Annotated in this window: 16 protein-coding genes and 1 tRNA gene; all 17 read right to left on the bottom strand. The window is 47.0% G+C overall.

Translation table 11 applies throughout. The features are described from left to right. Positions 1-10: 10 nt before the first annotated feature. The 17 genes from ICN42_RS06835 to ICN42_RS06755 all read right to left on the bottom strand — a co-directional run bounded on the left by ICN42_RS06835 (position 11) and on the right by ICN42_RS06755 (position 15,421). Positions 11-1,477, bottom strand: a complete 1,467-nt coding sequence (locus tag ICN42_RS06835) for an NADH-quinone oxidoreductase subunit M (RefSeq protein ID WP_216252491.1) — start codon at positions 1,475-1,477, stop codon at positions 11-13. Positions 1,478-1,501: 24 nt separating this feature from the next. Next, positions 1,502-3,559: an NADH-quinone oxidoreductase subunit L gene (gene nuoL / locus ICN42_RS06830; RefSeq protein ID WP_216252489.1), complete on the bottom strand. Its 2,058-nt coding sequence runs from the start codon at positions 3,557-3,559 to the stop codon at positions 1,502-1,504. 2 nt (positions 3,560-3,561) lie between these two features. Continuing rightward, positions 3,562-3,870, bottom strand: coding sequence for an NADH-quinone oxidoreductase subunit NuoK (nuoK, locus tag ICN42_RS06825; RefSeq protein ID WP_015420930.1), 309 nt, complete (start codon positions 3,868-3,870; stop codon positions 3,562-3,564). After that, positions 3,867-4,514: an NADH-quinone oxidoreductase subunit J gene (locus tag ICN42_RS06820; protein ID WP_216252486.1), complete on the bottom strand. Its 648-nt coding sequence runs from the start codon at positions 4,512-4,514 to the stop codon at positions 3,867-3,869. The genes nuoK and ICN42_RS06820 overlap by 4 nt, the downstream gene beginning before the upstream one ends. A gap of 21 nt (positions 4,515-4,535) precedes the next feature. Next, positions 4,536-5,027, bottom strand: a complete 492-nt coding sequence (nuoI, locus tag ICN42_RS06815; RefSeq protein WP_216252484.1) for an NADH-quinone oxidoreductase subunit NuoI — start codon at positions 5,025-5,027, stop codon at positions 4,536-4,538. An 11-nt stretch (positions 5,028-5,038) separates the two neighbouring features. Then, positions 5,039-6,112, bottom strand: coding sequence for an NADH-quinone oxidoreductase subunit NuoH (nuoH, locus tag ICN42_RS06810; RefSeq protein WP_216252482.1), 1,074 nt, complete (start codon positions 6,110-6,112; stop codon positions 5,039-5,041). An 8-nt stretch (positions 6,113-6,120) separates the two neighbouring features. Beyond that, positions 6,121-8,436, bottom strand: a complete 2,316-nt coding sequence (gene nuoG, locus ICN42_RS06805; RefSeq protein WP_216252480.1) for an NADH-quinone oxidoreductase subunit NuoG — start codon at positions 8,434-8,436, stop codon at positions 6,121-6,123. Between the two features lie 31 nt (positions 8,437-8,467). Beyond that, positions 8,468-9,766: an NADH-quinone oxidoreductase subunit NuoF gene (nuoF, locus tag ICN42_RS06800; RefSeq protein ID WP_216252478.1), complete on the bottom strand. Its 1,299-nt coding sequence runs from the start codon at positions 9,764-9,766 to the stop codon at positions 8,468-8,470. Next, the gene (gene nuoE, locus ICN42_RS06795; protein ID WP_216252476.1) at positions 9,763-10,269 is read right to left on the bottom strand and encodes an NADH-quinone oxidoreductase subunit NuoE; all 507 of its coding nucleotides are present in this window, start codon (positions 10,267-10,269) and stop codon (positions 9,763-9,765) included. Before nuoE ends, nuoF begins: the two co-directional genes overlap by 4 nt. 23 nt (positions 10,270-10,292) lie before the next feature. Beyond that, complete coding sequence (locus tag ICN42_RS06790; protein WP_216252474.1) at positions 10,293-11,546, bottom strand: NADH-quinone oxidoreductase subunit D; 1,254 nt, start codon at positions 11,544-11,546, stop codon at positions 10,293-10,295. Positions 11,547-11,549: 3 nt separating this feature from the next. Then, a complete protein-coding gene (locus ICN42_RS06785) occupies positions 11,550-12,149 on the bottom strand; it encodes an NADH-quinone oxidoreductase subunit C (RefSeq protein ID WP_216252472.1) in 600 nt (199 codons plus the stop codon). 3 nt (positions 12,150-12,152) lie between these two features. Next, the gene (locus ICN42_RS06780; RefSeq protein WP_011902891.1) at positions 12,153-12,635 is read right to left on the bottom strand and encodes an NADH-quinone oxidoreductase subunit B family protein; all 483 of its coding nucleotides are present in this window, start codon (positions 12,633-12,635) and stop codon (positions 12,153-12,155) included. 5 nt (positions 12,636-12,640) lie between these two features. After that, on the bottom strand, positions 12,641-13,000 hold the full coding sequence (locus ICN42_RS06775; RefSeq protein ID WP_011902892.1) for an NADH-quinone oxidoreductase subunit A: 360 nt from the start codon (positions 12,998-13,000) through the stop codon (positions 12,641-12,643). 109 nt (positions 13,001-13,109) lie between these two features. Continuing rightward, positions 13,110-13,194 (bottom strand) — tRNA-Leu (locus ICN42_RS06770). Between the two features lie 85 nt (positions 13,195-13,279). Further along, complete coding sequence (gene secG, locus ICN42_RS06765; RefSeq protein WP_216252470.1) at positions 13,280-13,624, bottom strand: preprotein translocase subunit SecG; 345 nt, start codon at positions 13,622-13,624, stop codon at positions 13,280-13,282. 22 nt (positions 13,625-13,646) lie between these two features. Then, on the bottom strand, positions 13,647-14,405 hold the full coding sequence (gene tpiA, locus ICN42_RS06760; RefSeq protein WP_216252468.1) for a triose-phosphate isomerase: 759 nt from the start codon (positions 14,403-14,405) through the stop codon (positions 13,647-13,649). A 17-nt stretch (positions 14,406-14,422) separates the two neighbouring features. Further along, positions 14,423-15,421: an NAD(P)H-quinone oxidoreductase gene (locus ICN42_RS06755; RefSeq protein ID WP_216252466.1), complete on the bottom strand. Its 999-nt coding sequence runs from the start codon at positions 15,419-15,421 to the stop codon at positions 14,423-14,425. Positions 15,422-15,447: the final 26 nt, after the last annotated feature.

The raw sequence follows: 15,447 nt of genomic DNA, 5'->3' as shown, positions 1-15,447 counted from the left end.
TAGCTTTTACTCAGAGTTTGCTGACAGCAACATGCTGCAACAGATTAATCACAGCAGGATGGATGATGTCGGTAAATGGCTTTGGATATACACCCATGCCGATTACGCAGATGGACAACACAGCCATCATGAAATACTCACGTGCATTGAGATCTTTTAATTCCTCAACATGCTTGTTGGTGATCGCACCAAAGAAAACACGTTTCACCATCCACAAGGAATAAGCGGCACCAAGAATAAGCGCAGTGGCGGCCAAGATACCAATTACAAAATCGTAATCCACAGCAGCCAAAATCACCATGAACTCACCCACGAATCCGGAGGTAGCGGGTAAACCGCAGTTTGCCATCGCCATCAAAACTGCAAATGCAGTAAATGCAGGCATGCGGTGGACAACGCCACCGTAATCAGCAATTTGACGGGTGTGCATGCGGTCATACAACACGCCAATAGAAAGGAACATTGCACCAGCTACAAAGCCGTGAGAAATCATCTGCACAATACCGCCCTCAATACCGAGAGGACTGAAGAGGAAGAAGCCAAGGGTTACAAAACCCATATGAGCGACTGATGAGTAAGCCACCAACTTCTTCATATCCTTTTGAACCAAAGCTACCGCGCCAACATAGATCACGGCAACTAAAGACAAGAAGATAACGAATGGTCCGAGATACTGACTTGCATCTGGAGCGATAGGCAATGAGAAACGCAAGAAGCCATATGCACCCAACTTCAGCATGATCGCAGCCAACACGACAGAGCCACCTGTCGGAGCCTCAACGTGAACGTCAGGCAACCAAGTATGCAAAGGCCACATTGGCACTTTTACAGCAAATGCCATGAAGAAGGCAAAGAAGAGAAGAATCTGTTCAACGATATCAAGGCGAGCGTTATGCCAAGCCAGGATGTCGAATGTATTCGTTACGTTGTACAAGTACAGCATGGCAATCAAAGTAAGTAATGAGCCAAGCAAGGTATACAAGAAGAACTTAAATGCAGCATAGATACGGTTATGACCGCCCCACACGCCGATGATGATGTACATCGGGATTAAGGTTGCTTCAAAGAAAACGTAGAACAACAAGGCATCTAAAGCTGCGAATACACCAATCATCAACCCAGAAAGGATTAAGAAGGAAGCCATGTATTGCGAAACCTTCTTATCAATCACTTCCCATGCGGCGATCACCACAAAAATATTGATGAATGCGGTCAAGACGATGAACCAAACAGAGATACCGTCGATACCTAGGTGATAGTTAATGTCATAACGAGGAATCCAGCTGAGCTTTTCTACAAACTGCATACCAGGGTTGGCAATATCAAATTGCATTACTAGGGGCAGAGTGGCAATGAACCCAAGAATAGAGCCTACTAGAGCCAACCAGCGCACTCCGGCAGTCGGCTTCTCCGAACCGTAGAACAAAATAATGATGCCGAAGAAAATCGGGATCCAGATGGCGTAAGAAAGAATCATGATGGCTACTTAAGTAACAAAGGCCTAGCGAACAAAAGGCAGGTAAGCGTACAAAACCCAAGCCAACAATACCGCCAAGCCCGCAATCATTGCGAAGGCATAGTGATATAGATAACCGGATTGCAAATGGCGAATAAGCCCAGAGAAGCGCCCTACTGCATGCGCACTACCGTTAACCAAGAAGCCGTCAATGACCTGCTGATCACCGCGGTGCCATAAGACGCCACCGATCCATAGCAAACCTTTAGCGAATACTGCTTGGTTTAAATCGTCGAGATAGTATTTGTTATCCAGGAGTTTCTTGATTGGTGCGAAGGCCTGTGCAACTACACCAGGCAACTTAGGAGCCCAGAGATAACCAATCGCAGCAGTCAACACACCCAAGACTACCAATAGCAATACTGGCGAAGTTAAGGAATGCATCGCCATGGCAATCGGGCCATGGAACTCTTCAGCGAGCTCTTTCATAGCAGGATGCTTGCCGATATCCACAAAAATAGAATCACCGAAATACGTGCCAAACAACAAAGGTGTAATTGTGTAGTAACCGATGATGACTGAAGGAATCGCCAACAAGATTAAAGGTAAGGTCACAACAAATGGTGACTCATGTGGTTTCTGACCAGGAGCTAAACCATGATGCGCATGATCATCACCCTGCTCCGCATGATCATGATGATCGTGTGCATGAGCATCTGCATGACCCCAACGGGCTTTGCCGTGGAATACATAGAAGTACAGGCGGAAGGAATACAAAGCCGTTACAAAGACGCTGGCCATGACTGCAAAGTAAGCAAAACCAGAGCCAGGAATATGGCTAGCCGCTACCGCTTCAATGATGGAGTCTTTTGAGTAAAAGCCAGAGAAGAATGGCGTTCCGATCAATGCCAAGTTACCCAGCAACATCATGAGACAAGTAATTGGCATGTATTTCCAGAGACCACCCATCTTGCGCATATCTTGTTCGTGGTGCATACCCAAGATAACGCTACCCGCCGCAAGGAACAAGAGCGCCTTGAAGAATGCATGCGTCATCAGATGGAAGATAGCCACTGGATAGGCAGAAACGCCTAAAGCAACAGTCATGTAACCCAATTGCGATAGTGTTGAATAAGCAACTACGCGCTTGATATCGGTTTGGACTATGCCCAAGAAACCCATGAAGAGCGCAGTAATTGAACCAATCACCAAAATGAAACTCAATGCCGCATCAGACAACTCAAATAGAGGTGACATGCGTGAAACCATAAAGATACCGGCCGTAACCATGGTCGCCGCGTGAATCAATGCAGAAATTGGGGTTGGGCCTTCCATGGAGTCTGGCAACCAAACGTGCAATGGGAACTGAGCTGATTTACCCATCGCGCCAATAAAGAGACAGATACAGGCAACAGTGACTAAATTCCAGCTAGTTCCTGGCAATGTTTGAGCAGCCAATGCCGTGTTCTGGGCAAAGATAACGTCGTAATTCATGGAACCAGTGCTAGCCAACAACAGGCCAATACCGAGAATGAAGCCAAAGTCGCCAACGCGGTTAACCAAGAAGGCTTTCATGTTTGCGAATACAGCAGATTGACGCTCAAAGTAGAAGCCAATCAACAAATAAGAAACCACACCCACCGCTTCCCAACCGAAGAAGAGCTGCAAGAGGTTATTACTCATTACCAACATCAACATCGCGAAGGTAAAGAGTGAAATGTAGGAGAAGAAACGGTTATAGCCCTCTTCACCTTGCATATAGCCAATGGTGTAAATGTGAACCATCAAAGAAACAAAGGTCACCACACACATCATGGTTGCTGTCAGCGGATCAATTAAGAAGCCAATATCTAAATTGAGCTCACCTAATTGCATCCAGCGATAGACAGTGCCGTTGAAATAGAAGCCATCCATCACCTGCACCAATACAAAGCAAGATAGGACAAAAGCGATCATCACACCCAAAATAGTCACAAACTGGCAGGCGCCATTACCGATGCGATTACCGCCTAATTTAGTACCGAAGAATCCTGCTATAGCGGAGCCAAATAATGGCGCCAGCGGAATTGCGCAGAGAACAGGAAGAGATAAGGTGAATTGCATGACTAGCCTTTTAGGTGGTCAAGGTCTTCAGCATTAATGGTGTCGACCTTACGGAAGAGAACAACCAAAATTGCCAAACCGATTGCTGCCTCAGCAGCAGCCACAGTCAAAATAAAGAATACGAATACTTGACCAGCCATATCACCCAAATAATGGGAGAAGGCTACAAAGTTCATGTTCACCGAAAGGAGCATCAATTCAATGGCCATTAAAAGCACGATGATGTTCTTACGATTTAAGAAGATGCCAATCACGCTAGTCGCAAACAAAATTGCGCCAAGCACTAAGTAGTGAGCCAGGGTAATAGTCATTTCTTCTCCCCACGAGCATCTTGCTTTGCAGCCATATCAGAGCCCATCTTCACGATCCGCATACGATCCGCAGAGTTCACATTGACTTGCTCATGAATATTTTGAGATTTGGAATCTTTGCGATTGCGCAAAGTCAATGCCACAGCAGCAATAATGGCCACCAACAGAATGACACCAGCAACCTCGAAGGCATAAACATAATCAACAAAGATCAACATACCCAAGGCCTGAGTATTGCTCGTTGCCATCTCTTCTAGCATTGGCTGCACTGGTGCGTTAGTACCGATAAAGCTACGAATCAAAACGATTGACAGCTCTAATACGATGACCGCACCCATTAGGAATGCTACAGGTAAGAATTTCTTGAAATCACGGCGTAAATGCTCGAGGTCAAGGTCAAGCATCATCACCACGAACAGGAAGAGCACCATGACGGCGCCAACGTATACGAGTATGAGAGCCAAGCTTAAGAACTCCGCTTTAAGTAGCATCCAAAGGCCAGAAGCGCAGAAGAAAGCCAAAACCAAAAACAGTGCGGCATGCACTGGGTTGCGTGCAGTAATCACGCGCAATGCTGAAAGCACTAAAAGGCCAGCAAAGGCGTAAAAGAATGCCGCGAAGAGTGTAGAGGTATCGAATGTCATATGTCGTTGTGCTCTATTCGATTAACGATAAGGCGCATCAGCTGCGCGGTTAGCGGCAATATCTTTTTCATACTTATCGCCTACTGCTAAAAGCATTTCTTTAGTGAAATACAAGTCACCACGCTTATCGCCGAAATACTCAAAAATATTAGTTTCAACAATAGCGTCAACTGGGCAAGCCTCTTCGCAGAAGCCACAGAAAATACACTTCGTTAAATCAATGTCATAACGGCTAGTGCGGCGAGTACCGTCATCGCGCTCTGCAGTTTCAATGGTGATTGCATATGCCGGGCAAACAGCCTCACACAATTTGCAACCAATACAACGCTCTTCTCCGTTTTCATAACGGCGTAAAGCATGCAATCCGCGGAAGCGGGCAGACTGTGGAGTCTTCTCTTCGGGATATTGAATGGTAATTTTTGGCTTAAAGAGATAGCGACCGGTAATCGACATACCGACCAAAATGTCTTTCAACATCAAGCTATCGAGGAATTGGGAAATTTTCTTAAACATGATTGATCAACTTATTTCCAAATATTCCATGGGGACACGACCCATGCACCAACCACAACCACCCAGAATACAGAGATGGGAATAAAGATCTTCCAACCCAAACGCATGATTTGGTCATAGCGATAGCGTGGCAATGTGGCACGCAACCAGATGACGCAAGACAATAGGAAGAAAGTTTTCGCAAACAGCCAGAAGAAACCGGGGATATCACGGAGGATTGGCAAATCAACGATAGGCAACCAGCCGCCCAAGAACATCGTAGATGCCAAAGCAGCGATCAGAATCATATTGGCATATTCAGCCAAGAAGAACATGGCAAAGGCCATTCCTGAGTACTCAACCATATGACCAGCAACAATCTCAGACTCACCCTCAACTACGTCAAATGGGTGGCGGTTAGTTTCAGCAACACCAGAGATGAAGTAAATCACGAACATCGGCAGCAATGGCAACCAGTTCCATGAAAGGAAGTTCAAGCCGATGCTAGCGAAGTAGCCCTGCTCTTGAGAAGCCACAATCGTACTGAGGTTCAAGGAGCCAGAAGTGAGCAGCACGGTAACTAATGCAAAGCCCATAGCGATCTCATACGAAATCATCTGAGCAGAAGCGCGCATAGCACCGAGGAATGGATACTTGGAATTAGATGACCAACCCGCCAAGATCACACCATAGACACCAATAGAAGAGATTGCCATGACATATAACAATCCTGCATTGACATCAGCCAAGACCATTTTGGCTTGGAATGGGATCACAGCCCAAGCAGCAAAAGCCGGCATGATTACCATCACCGGCGCAATGAAATAAAGTACTTTGCTAGCTTGTGTTGGAGAAATAATTTCCTTCATCAACAGCTTTAAGGCATCGGCAATAGGCTGCAATAAGCCCAAAGGGCCAACGCGGTTTGGTCCAAGGCGGATATGCATCCAGCCGATTAGCTTACGCTCCCACAAAGTCATATAAGCAACAGCGCCAAACATCGGCAATACGATGATCACGATACGTACTAGGGCCCAGACAAGCGGCCATAATGAACCAAAGATAGCCTCACCTTGGGTGGTAACGAGGTTCAAGAAATTATCCATCTCGCCCCCTATGCCTTGCTAACAGTTACAGGACCAAACATCGATCCTAATTTCGCGCTAGCCAGAGAACCCGCAGAAATTCTGACGGCACGCTTAGCTAAATTCACCTCTAATGTAGCTGGCAAATCTACCGATTGACCATCTTGAGTCACTCGGACAGCATCGCCCTCTTTTAAGCCTAACTCGTTAAAGAGCGCTTGCCCTAAACCCACTTGATTTCCACGCTTAGCGTCACGCGTTAATTGCAATGCAGGTGCACGACGCACAATCTGATCGCCAGCATAAATGCCAACATCGGATAAACGCTCCAAACCTGAAGATTGAGCCGCGTTGGCATTGTTCAAGCTAGTAGTTTTCGATTGATTGCTGAGCTTAGTGCAGTAGTTTTCTGGAAGCGCCTCACCCAACACCTCTTCAGGCATGTTGTAGAGGAAGCCATCTAGATTTAATAGACCACCTAGAACACGAAGCACTTTCCATGCTGGACGAGAATCGCCTAAGGGTTTTACAGCAGGCTGAATCGTTTGCGCACGACCTTCTGCATTCACAAAAGTAGACACTGTTTCTGTAAATGTAGAGATAGGCAGAATCACATCAGCCACCCCCAAGAGATCGGCGCTCTTATAAGCACTTAAGGCAATTACCGTATTCGCTTTAGCCAATGCAGCACGGGCTTGCATCGGGTTAGGCAAATCAGCATCTGGCTCGATATTCATTAAGATCACAGCGCGGCGATCGCCTGAAAGGACTGACTCAACACCAGCCCCATTAGCACCTACCAAACTAGCGCCAACAGCATTTCCACCAACCGGCAAGAAGCCTAAAGTAGCACCAGTTTGCTCTGCAATGAATTGCGCCAACACATGCAGATCAGAGGCATGCGGATGGGCGATTGCAGCAGAACCTAGCAAGACAGATGAAGAGGCGCCCGAAAGCAAGCTATCAGCAATCTTTTGTGCAGTAGCGGAAACTGGCAAGTTCGGAGTGCCTGCTGGAGCGGAAACAGACTTCGCCTTAGCAACTGCTAAAGCAACTTCACTCAATGCATTGAGCCATGCACTTGGAGCAGCAGCAATACCGACCGCAGGAATCAACCAGTCGTCACCACCAGCATCAATGCGTGCGACCTGTAAGCCACGTTTTGCACCAGCACGTAAACGTGTAGCAATCAATGGTTGCTCTTTGCGCAAGAAACTACCAATCACGAGAACGCGATCGAGCTCACTTAGCTTGGCGATAGGCATACCCAACCATGGGGCAGAGGAAGCACCCTTCACGTCAGTTTGACGCAGGCGAGTTTCTACTTGATTAGAGCCTAAACCACGAATCATTTTCTGGAGCAGGTACAACTCTTCAGCACTTGAAATCGGGTGCGCTAACGCAGCAACCGCTTCGGGACCATTCTCAGAGGAAATGGTTTTGAGTGAACGAGCGACGTAATCCATTGCGGATTCCCAGTCGGTCTCTAACCATTGGCCGCCCTGCTTCACCATTGGAGTGGTGATGCGATCAGCGCTATTCAAACCCTCGTAGGAGAAGCGATCACGGTCGCTAATCCAGCATTCATTAATTGCATCATTTTCTAAAGCAACAACGCGCATTACTTTGTTGGCTTTAGTTTGAATGGTGGTATTTGCACCAAGACTATCGTGTGGACTTACTGAACGCTTACGACCCAATTCCCAAGTACGCGCGGCGTAACGGAACGGCTTACTAGTCAATGCGCCCACTGGGCACAAATCAATCATATTTCCAGATAATTCGGAATCAATGGTTTGACCAGCAAAAGTAGTGATTTCAGAATGCTCACCGCGGTTGACCATACCCAATTCCATTACACCGGCAACTTCTTGGCCAAAGCGAACACAACGGGTACAGTGAATACAGCGAGTCATCTCCTGCATAGAGATGAGTGGACCGACATTCTTATGAAATACAACGCGCTTCTCTTCTTCGTAGCGGGAATTCGATTTACCGTAGCCCACCGCTAAATCTTGTAACTGGCACTCGCCACCTTGATCGCAAATTGGGCAATCTAAAGGGTGATTAATGAGAAGGAACTCCATTACGGAGCGCTGCGCTTCAACCGCTTTAGCGGAGTGCGTAAAGACCTTCATGCCCTGCGTTACTGGTGTTGCACAAGCTGGCAATGGTTTTGGGGCCTTCTCTACTTCTACCAAACACATACGGCAGTTAGCAGCGATAGATAATTTCTTGTGATAGCAAAAGTGAGGAATGTAAGTGCCGATCTTGTTCGCGGCGTGCATCACCATCGAACCTTGCGGAACTTCTACTGCCTTACCATCTAATTCGATTTCAACCATGCTCACTTTAAGATGTCCCGTGCTCAATGTCTTATAAAGGTTTCGCAGAATCTAAGCAGCGCTTATGTTCTACGTGATACGCAAATTCATCCATGTAATTCTTCAACATGCCACGAACTGGCATAGCAGCCGCATCTCCCAAGGCGCAAATCGTACGACCCTGAATGTTTGCTGCCACATCATTCAATAAATCCAAATCTTCTGGGCGACCTTCGCCATGCTCAATGCGATGAACGATGCGCCACAACCAGCCGGTACCTTCACGACATGGGGTGCATTGACCGCAAGACTCTTCGTGATAGAAGTAAGACAGACGCTCTAAAGCGCGAACCATGCAGCGTGTTTCATTCATGACGATCACTGCGCCAGATCCCAACATCGAGCCCGCTTTCGCGATGCTGTCGTAATCCATGGTCAAGTCCATCATCTGGGCACCCGGAATTACCGGAGAAGAAGATCCACCAGGAATGACTGCTTTCAATGGGATGCCATCACGCATACCACCAGCGAGCTTCAATAACTCAGCAAAAGGAGTGCCTAATGGGATCTCATAGTTGCCCGGATAGGTAACGTCACCAGAGATAGAGAAAATCTTCGTACCGCCGTTATTAGGCTTACCAAGATCCAAATAAGCTTGGCCGCCAATTGCCATAATGAAAGGCACTGCAGCAAACGTTTCCGTATTGTTAATCGTAGTTGGCTTGCCATACAAACCAAAGCTTGCAGGGAATGGTGGCTTAAAGCGAGGCTGACCCTTTTTACCTTCAAGCGATTCCAATAAAGCAGTTTCTTCGCCGCAAATGTATGCACCCCAACCTGGAGATGCATGTAATTGGAAGTTGAAATCACTTCCCATGATTTTGTCACCAAGGTATCCAGCAACACGAGCCTCTTCCAGAGCCTCTTCGAAGCGAGAATAGACTTCCCAAATTTCGCCGTGAATGTAGTTGTAACCTGTAGCGATACCCATGGTGTAGGCACCAATAATCATGCCTTCAATCAAGGCATGCGGGTTGTAACGCATGATGTCGCGGTCTTTAAAAGTACCCGGTTCACCTTCGTCACTATTGCAAACTAAATACTTTTGACCAGGGAACTGACGTGGCATAAAGCTCCACTTCAATCCCGTTGGGAAGCCTGCGCCTCCACGACCACGCAATGATGATGCTTTTAATTCAGCAATGATCGCATCTGGTGCGATTTTGTCATTGATGATGCGACGTAGCTGTTGATAACCGCCACGGCTTTCGTAATCCTTTAAACGCCAGTTCTCACCATTCAATCCAGCAAGGATTAATGGTTTGATGTGTCTATCGTGCAAGCTGGTCATGCTGCTTTCCCTTCTGCACGGAGTTCATTCAACAAGGCATCAATCTTTTCTTTACTCATAAAGCTACACATGCGCTTGTTATTCACCAGCATCACTGGAGAATCTCCGCAAGCACCCATGCATTCACCTTCTTTCAAGGTAAATGTGCCACAAGGAGTTGTCTCGTTGTAGCCAATGCCTAATATTTCTTTTAAATACGTTGCCGCAGTTTCGCCATGAGTTAACTGGCAAGGCAAGTTTGTGCAGATCACCAACTTGTACTTCCCAATCGGCTGGGTGTCGTACATATTGTAGAAAGTGGCTACTTCATCTACTGCAATTGTTGGCATTTCTAGAATTTGCGCAACAGTAGCAATCACCTCTGGTGAAACCCAACCTACTTCAGTTTGGGCGGCAATTAAGGCAGCCATCACAGCAGACTGCTTTTGCTCTGGAGGATATTTCGCGACATTGCGCGCAATGTCTGCGAGCGTTTTGTCTGAAAGTTGAAGGGTTGTTGTCATGAATTAATCCTTGGCGCGCTGTATCAGCGGTCAATCTCCCCGAACACGATATCTTGGGTACCAATAATGGTTACAGCATCAGCTAGCATGTGGCCGCGTGACATCTCATCCATTGCGGACAAATGCACAAATCCTGGCGCACGAATCTTCATGCGATATGGCTTGTTAGCACCATCAGAAATTAAGTAAATTCCAAACTCACCTTTTGGGTGCTCAACAGCGGAGTAAGCCTCACCATCAGGAACATGCATACCTTCAGTAAAGAGCTTGAAATGGTGAATCAACTCTTCCATATTGGTCTTCATATCTACACGCTTAGGTGGAGCTACTTTATGGTTGTCACTCATGACAGGGCCATCATTTGCCTTGAGCCAAGCTACGCACTGTTTAATGATGCGGTTGGATTGACGCATCTCTTCCATGCGCACTAAATAACGATCGTAAGAGTCGCCATTCACACCCACTGGAATATCAAAGTCGAGCTTGTCATAAGTCTCGTAAGGTTGCTTTTTACGCAAGTCCCACTCGATACCAGAGCCGCGTAACATAGGACCTGTAAAGCCAAGCTGCAATGCGCGCTCAGGAGTAACAACACCGATACCGACCAAGCGCTGTTTCCAAATACGGTTATCCGTTAAGAGATTGCAATACTCGTCTACGTTAGCGTCAAATCCGTTGGCAAATTGATCAATAAAATCCAGTAATGTGCCGCTACGGTTTTCATTCAAACGCTTGATAGCGGAAGCGCTACGAATCTTAGACTTCGAGTACTGAGCCATTTGAGTAGGCAAGTCACGGTACACGCCACCTGGACGGTAGTAAGCGGCATGCATACGAGCGCCTGAAACAGCTTCGTACATATCAAAAATATCTTCGCGATCGCGGAAGGCATACAAGAACACAGCCATGGCACCAACGTCCAAGCCGTGACAACCAATCCACAACAAGTGATTGAGCAAACGAGTTAACTCGTCAAACATCACACGAATATATTGAGCGCGCAGCGGAACATCTACCTGTAGCAATTTTTCAATTGCCATTACGTAAGCATGTTCGTTTGCCATCATCGACACATAGTCCAAACGATCCATATACGGAACGTTTTGAATCCAAGTACGTGTCTCTGCTAATTTTTCTGTAGCGCGGTGCAATAAACCAATGTGCGGATCAGCGCGCTGAATCACCTCACCATCAAGCTCTAAGACCAGACGTAATACGCCGTGTGCCGCAGGATGCTGAGGACCAAAATTGAGGGTGTAGTTCTTGATTTGTGCCATGACTTAAACCGGACCTCCATACTGCTCTTCGCGCACGATACGTGGCGTGATTTCACGCGCTTCAATCGTGACGGGCTGATACACAACACGCTTCAACTCTGGGTCATAACGCATTTCTACATTGCCAGAGATTGGGAAATCTTTTCTAAATGGATGGCCGATAAAACCATAGTCAGTCAAGATCCGACGTAAGTCTTCATGACCATCGAACAAGATACCGTAGAGGTCAAAGGCTTCACGCTCAAACCAATTGGCCGCAGCCCAAACTGGAGTCAAGGAAGCTACTACTGGATACGCATCCTCTGCTGCGAAAACGCGTACACGCAAACGCCAGTTATGCGCCAAGGACAAAAGATGTGTCACAACGCCAAAACGCTGACCACCCCATTGCCCTTCACGAAAATCTTGGTAATCCACGCCACACAAATCAATCAATTGCTCGAAAGCCAAAGAAGGCTCATCACGCAACAACATGGCGGATTCAAAATAGGCGTCTGCATTGACGACTACAGTCACCTCGCCCAAGGCAACTTCAATAGACTGAGCACGCTTACCTAAAACTTTTTCTAGATTGGCGACGAGTTGAACTAAACGATCTGACATGGTTTAAGCCTTCCGCGCAATCGTGCTGGTGCGAGCAATTTTGGATTGCAGCTGAATAATCCCGTAAATCAACGCTTCTGCGGTTGGGGGGCAGCCAGGAACGTAAATATCTACTGGCACGATGCGGTCGCAACCGCGAACTACTGAATAGGAGTTATGGTAATAACCACCGCCGTTGGCACAGGAACCCATTGAGATTACCCAACGTGGCTCAGGCATCTGGTCATAAACCTTGCGCAGTGCTGGTGCCATCTTGTTACATAAAGTGCCAGCAACAATCATGAGGTCTGATTGACGTGGAGACGGGCGGAAAACTACGCCAAAACGATCCAAGTCATAACGTGAAGCGCCTGCGTGCATCATTTCTACAGCGCAGCAAGCAAGGCCAAATGTCATTGGCCACAAAGAACCATTACGAGTCCAGTTGATTAACTGGTCTGCAGTAGTGGTCACAAATCCTTCTTTAAGAACGCCTTCTAATGCCATATCTATCACTCCCAGTCGAGAGCGCCCTTTTTCCAGATATATACGAAGCCCACGATGAATTCCAGAAGGAAAATCACCATAGAGGCGTAGCCAAACCAACCAATATCACGCAAAGCCACACCCCATGGGAATAGGAATGCAGTTTCTAAGTCAAACAAGATAAATAGGATGGCGATGAGGTAGTAACGAACGTCAAACTTCATACGCGCATCTTCGAAAGCTTCAAAACCGCACTCGTATGGCGACAGTTTTTCAGCATCAGGCTTCGAAGGAGCCAAGATTTTTCCGAGGAACATGGGTACTAAACCTACCCCAATACCTACAAGGATAAAAAGCAGAACGGGAAAGTAATTAGCGAGATTCAAAATGGCCCTGAGTCGTTCGTCTGGTAAGTCCTAAGAAGCTACAAATTATCAATTATTCCAGTACATAAAAGCTTGATTTACAGCATAAACCCCTACAAATTCTACAATTTGGTGCCGACGGCGAGACTCGAACTCGCACAGCCTAAGCCACTACCCCCTCAAGATAGCGTGTCTACCAATTTCACCACGTCGGCATCTTGTAAAACTCGTCAATTCTACTGCATTGCACCACTCTACTACCCCAAAAAAGGGGATAGAAACTACTAAAAACCCAATTTTTTACTTTGGAACAGCTGGCTTAGTGGGATCTTGCACTGGTGCTACTGGTGCGGCAGGCGCAACTGCAGGAGCGACAGTTCCAGATAGAACACCAGGACTAACTTCCTTCTTATTACCGATCCAAGTAATTCCCAAAGTGCACACAAAGAAGACGCCTGCAAAAATGGCAGTTGTGTGGGACAAGAAGTTGGCTGAGCCACTGGCACCAAACAGGCTGCCAGAAGATCCAGAGCCAAATGCAGCGCCCATATCAGCGCCCTTACCCTGTTGAAGCAACACAAGCAAGATTACAGCCAAAGCTGAAATTACCTGCAAAACGATCAATAAAGTCTTAAACCATTCCATGGCTTATCTCCAAATAAAAAATCTAGGCCTGACAAATAGCTAGAAAATCCTGCGGGTTCAAAGAAGCACCCCCAATCAATCCGCCATCAATATCCGGCATTGCAAACAGTTCAACGGCATTATCAGGTTTAACACTGCCGCCATACAAAATTCCCACATGGGAAGCTACGTCTTCATCAAACTCTGCCAGCTGCAAACGAATTGCTCTATGCATATCCTGAGCCGCCTGAGCACTTGCCACCTTACCGGTGCCAATAGCCCAAATAGGCTCATAAGCAATCAGGCAGTCAGCCAGTCGATCTTGCAAGATGGCAACCTGCTTTGAAATTTGACCTCTTACCACTTCAACTTCGCGACCAGAATTGCGCTCATCTGCAGACTCACCAACACAAATCACTGGGATCATGCCGTTATCAAGCACCTGCAGCGCTTTTTCAGCAACTTGTTCATCAGTCTCCTGATGGTATTGGCGACGCTCAGAGTGCCCCACAATCACGTAAGCACAGTCCAACTCTTTGAGCATAGATGCAGCAACCTCACCGGTATAAGCACCGGCAGCATAGGCGGAAGCATCTTGAGCACCTAAGCTTAAAAAAGCCAAAGAGCAATCACGAATTAAATCTCCGCACTGCGATAGATAAGGCGCCGGAACGCACACTGCGTACTTGCGACCTGCTGGCATCCCTTGCTCCATGCCGCGACAAACGGTTTTGACCCAGTCCGCATTACTTGCAAGACTGCCATTCATTTTCCAATTGCCGATAACAGTGAGTGGACGCATGAAATCTAATTCAATACTTAAACAGTTAAAACAATCTTGCCAACGTGCTCGGAAGACTCCATCAGGCGATGGGCATCAGCAGCCTGGTCCAAGGTGAAAGTTTTATAAATCACTGGTTTTAACTTACCCGCATCTAGTAAAGGCCAGATACGCGCATGCAGCTGTTGTGTGATCTGCTTCTTAAATGAGACTGGACGTGGACGCAAGGTTGAACCTGTGATGGTTAGGCGACGACGCAAAATTTGATTGGTGCTTACTTCGGCCTTAGATCCACCTTGGATCGCAATGATCACAATACGGCCATCATCAGCTAAGCAGTCGATCTCTTTTTGAACATAAGCGCCAGTAACCATGTCAAGTACAACATTGACACCCTTACCATCAGTAGCTTTCTTTACTTCTTCTACAAAGTCTTGTGTCTTGTAGTTAATGGCTAAGTCAGCACCTAGAGCAACGCAAGCAGCGCACTTCTCATCAGTGCCAGCCGTGACAAATACTCTGTGACCCAAGGCTTTAGCAATCAAAATGGCAGTAACACCAATACCACTCGAACCACCCTGCACTAACAAAGTCTCGCCTTCGGATAGCTCGCCACGCATGAAGACATTGCTCCATACCGTGTAAAAAGTTTCAGGCAATGCAGCTGCTTCTTGATCGGTAAATCCTTTTGGATACGGCAAGCATTGTGCAATCGGTGCGATACACAATTCTGCATAACCACCGCCCTGCACAAGCGCACAAACCTTATCGCCAACTTTCAGTCCAAACAGATTATCAGCGTGAGCTAAATCACCGCCAACAATCTCACCAGCTACTTCGAGACCAGGAATATCAGATGCGCCCGCTGGAACTGGGTAATGGCCTTTACGTTGCAATACATCCGGGCGATTAATCCCAGCAGCAATTACCTTAATCAAAATCTCGCCCGTGCCAGCAGCCGGAGATACTGGATCAGGACGAGTGGCAACCACCAACATTTCTGGGGCACCAAATTCTTTGATTTCTATTGCGCGCATATAAAAAGCTCCCGCTTGCTCAGTGA

Origin of the sequence: Polynucleobacter sp. 71A-WALBACH (genome assembly GCF_018882365.1) — a bacterium.
Taxonomy (GTDB): Bacteria; Pseudomonadota; Gammaproteobacteria; order Burkholderiales; family Burkholderiaceae; genus Polynucleobacter.
The sequence above is the reverse complement of the archived record's forward strand: the minus strand, read 5'-3'. Positions and strand labels throughout refer to the sequence as shown.

Bases quoted from the DNA above. Each gene is read 5' to 3' on its own strand.
- ICN42_RS06780 (WP_011902891.1), bottom strand. From the start codon at position 12,635: ATGGCATTAGAAGGCGTTCTTAAAGAAGGATTTGTGACCACTACTGCA.
- tpiA (WP_216252468.1), bottom strand. From the start codon at position 14,405: ATGCGTCCACTCACTGTTATCGGCAATTGGAAAATGAATGGCAGTCTT.
- nuoG (WP_216252480.1), bottom strand. From the start codon at position 8,436: ATGGTTGAAATCGAATTAGATGGTAAGGCAGTAGAAGTTCCGCAAGGT.
- nuoL (WP_216252489.1), bottom strand. From the start codon at position 3,559: ATGCAATTCACCTTATCTCTTCCTGTTCTCTGCGCAATTCCGCTGGCG.
- nuoI (WP_216252484.1), bottom strand. From the start codon at position 5,027: ATGTTTAAGAAAATTTCCCAATTCCTCGATAGCTTGATGTTGAAAGAC.
- nuoE (WP_216252476.1), bottom strand. From the start codon at position 10,269: ATGACAACAACCCTTCAACTTTCAGACAAAACGCTCGCAGACATTGCG.
- ICN42_RS06835 (WP_216252491.1), bottom strand. From the start codon at position 1,477: ATGATTCTTTCTTACGCCATCTGGATCCCGATTTTCTTCGGCATCATT.
- nuoH (WP_216252482.1), bottom strand. From the start codon at position 6,112: ATGGATAATTTCTTGAACCTCGTTACCACCCAAGGTGAGGCTATCTTT.
- nuoF (WP_216252478.1), bottom strand. From the start codon at position 9,766: ATGACCAGCTTGCACGATAGACACATCAAACCATTAATCCTTGCTGGA.
- nuoK (WP_015420930.1), bottom strand. From the start codon at position 3,870: ATGACTATTACCCTGGCTCACTACTTAGTGCTTGGCGCAATTTTGTTT.
- secG (WP_216252470.1), bottom strand. From the start codon at position 13,624: ATGGAATGGTTTAAGACTTTATTGATCGTTTTGCAGGTAATTTCAGCT.
- ICN42_RS06755 (WP_216252466.1), bottom strand. From the start codon at position 15,421: ATGCGCGCAATAGAAATCAAAGAATTTGGTGCCCCAGAAATGTTGGTG.
- ICN42_RS06820 (WP_216252486.1), bottom strand. From the start codon at position 4,514: ATGACATTCGATACCTCTACACTCTTCGCGGCATTCTTTTACGCCTTT.
- ICN42_RS06785 (WP_216252472.1), bottom strand. From the start codon at position 12,149: ATGTCAGATCGTTTAGTTCAACTCGTCGCCAATCTAGAAAAAGTTTTA.
- ICN42_RS06790 (WP_216252474.1), bottom strand. From the start codon at position 11,546: ATGGCACAAATCAAGAACTACACCCTCAATTTTGGTCCTCAGCATCCT.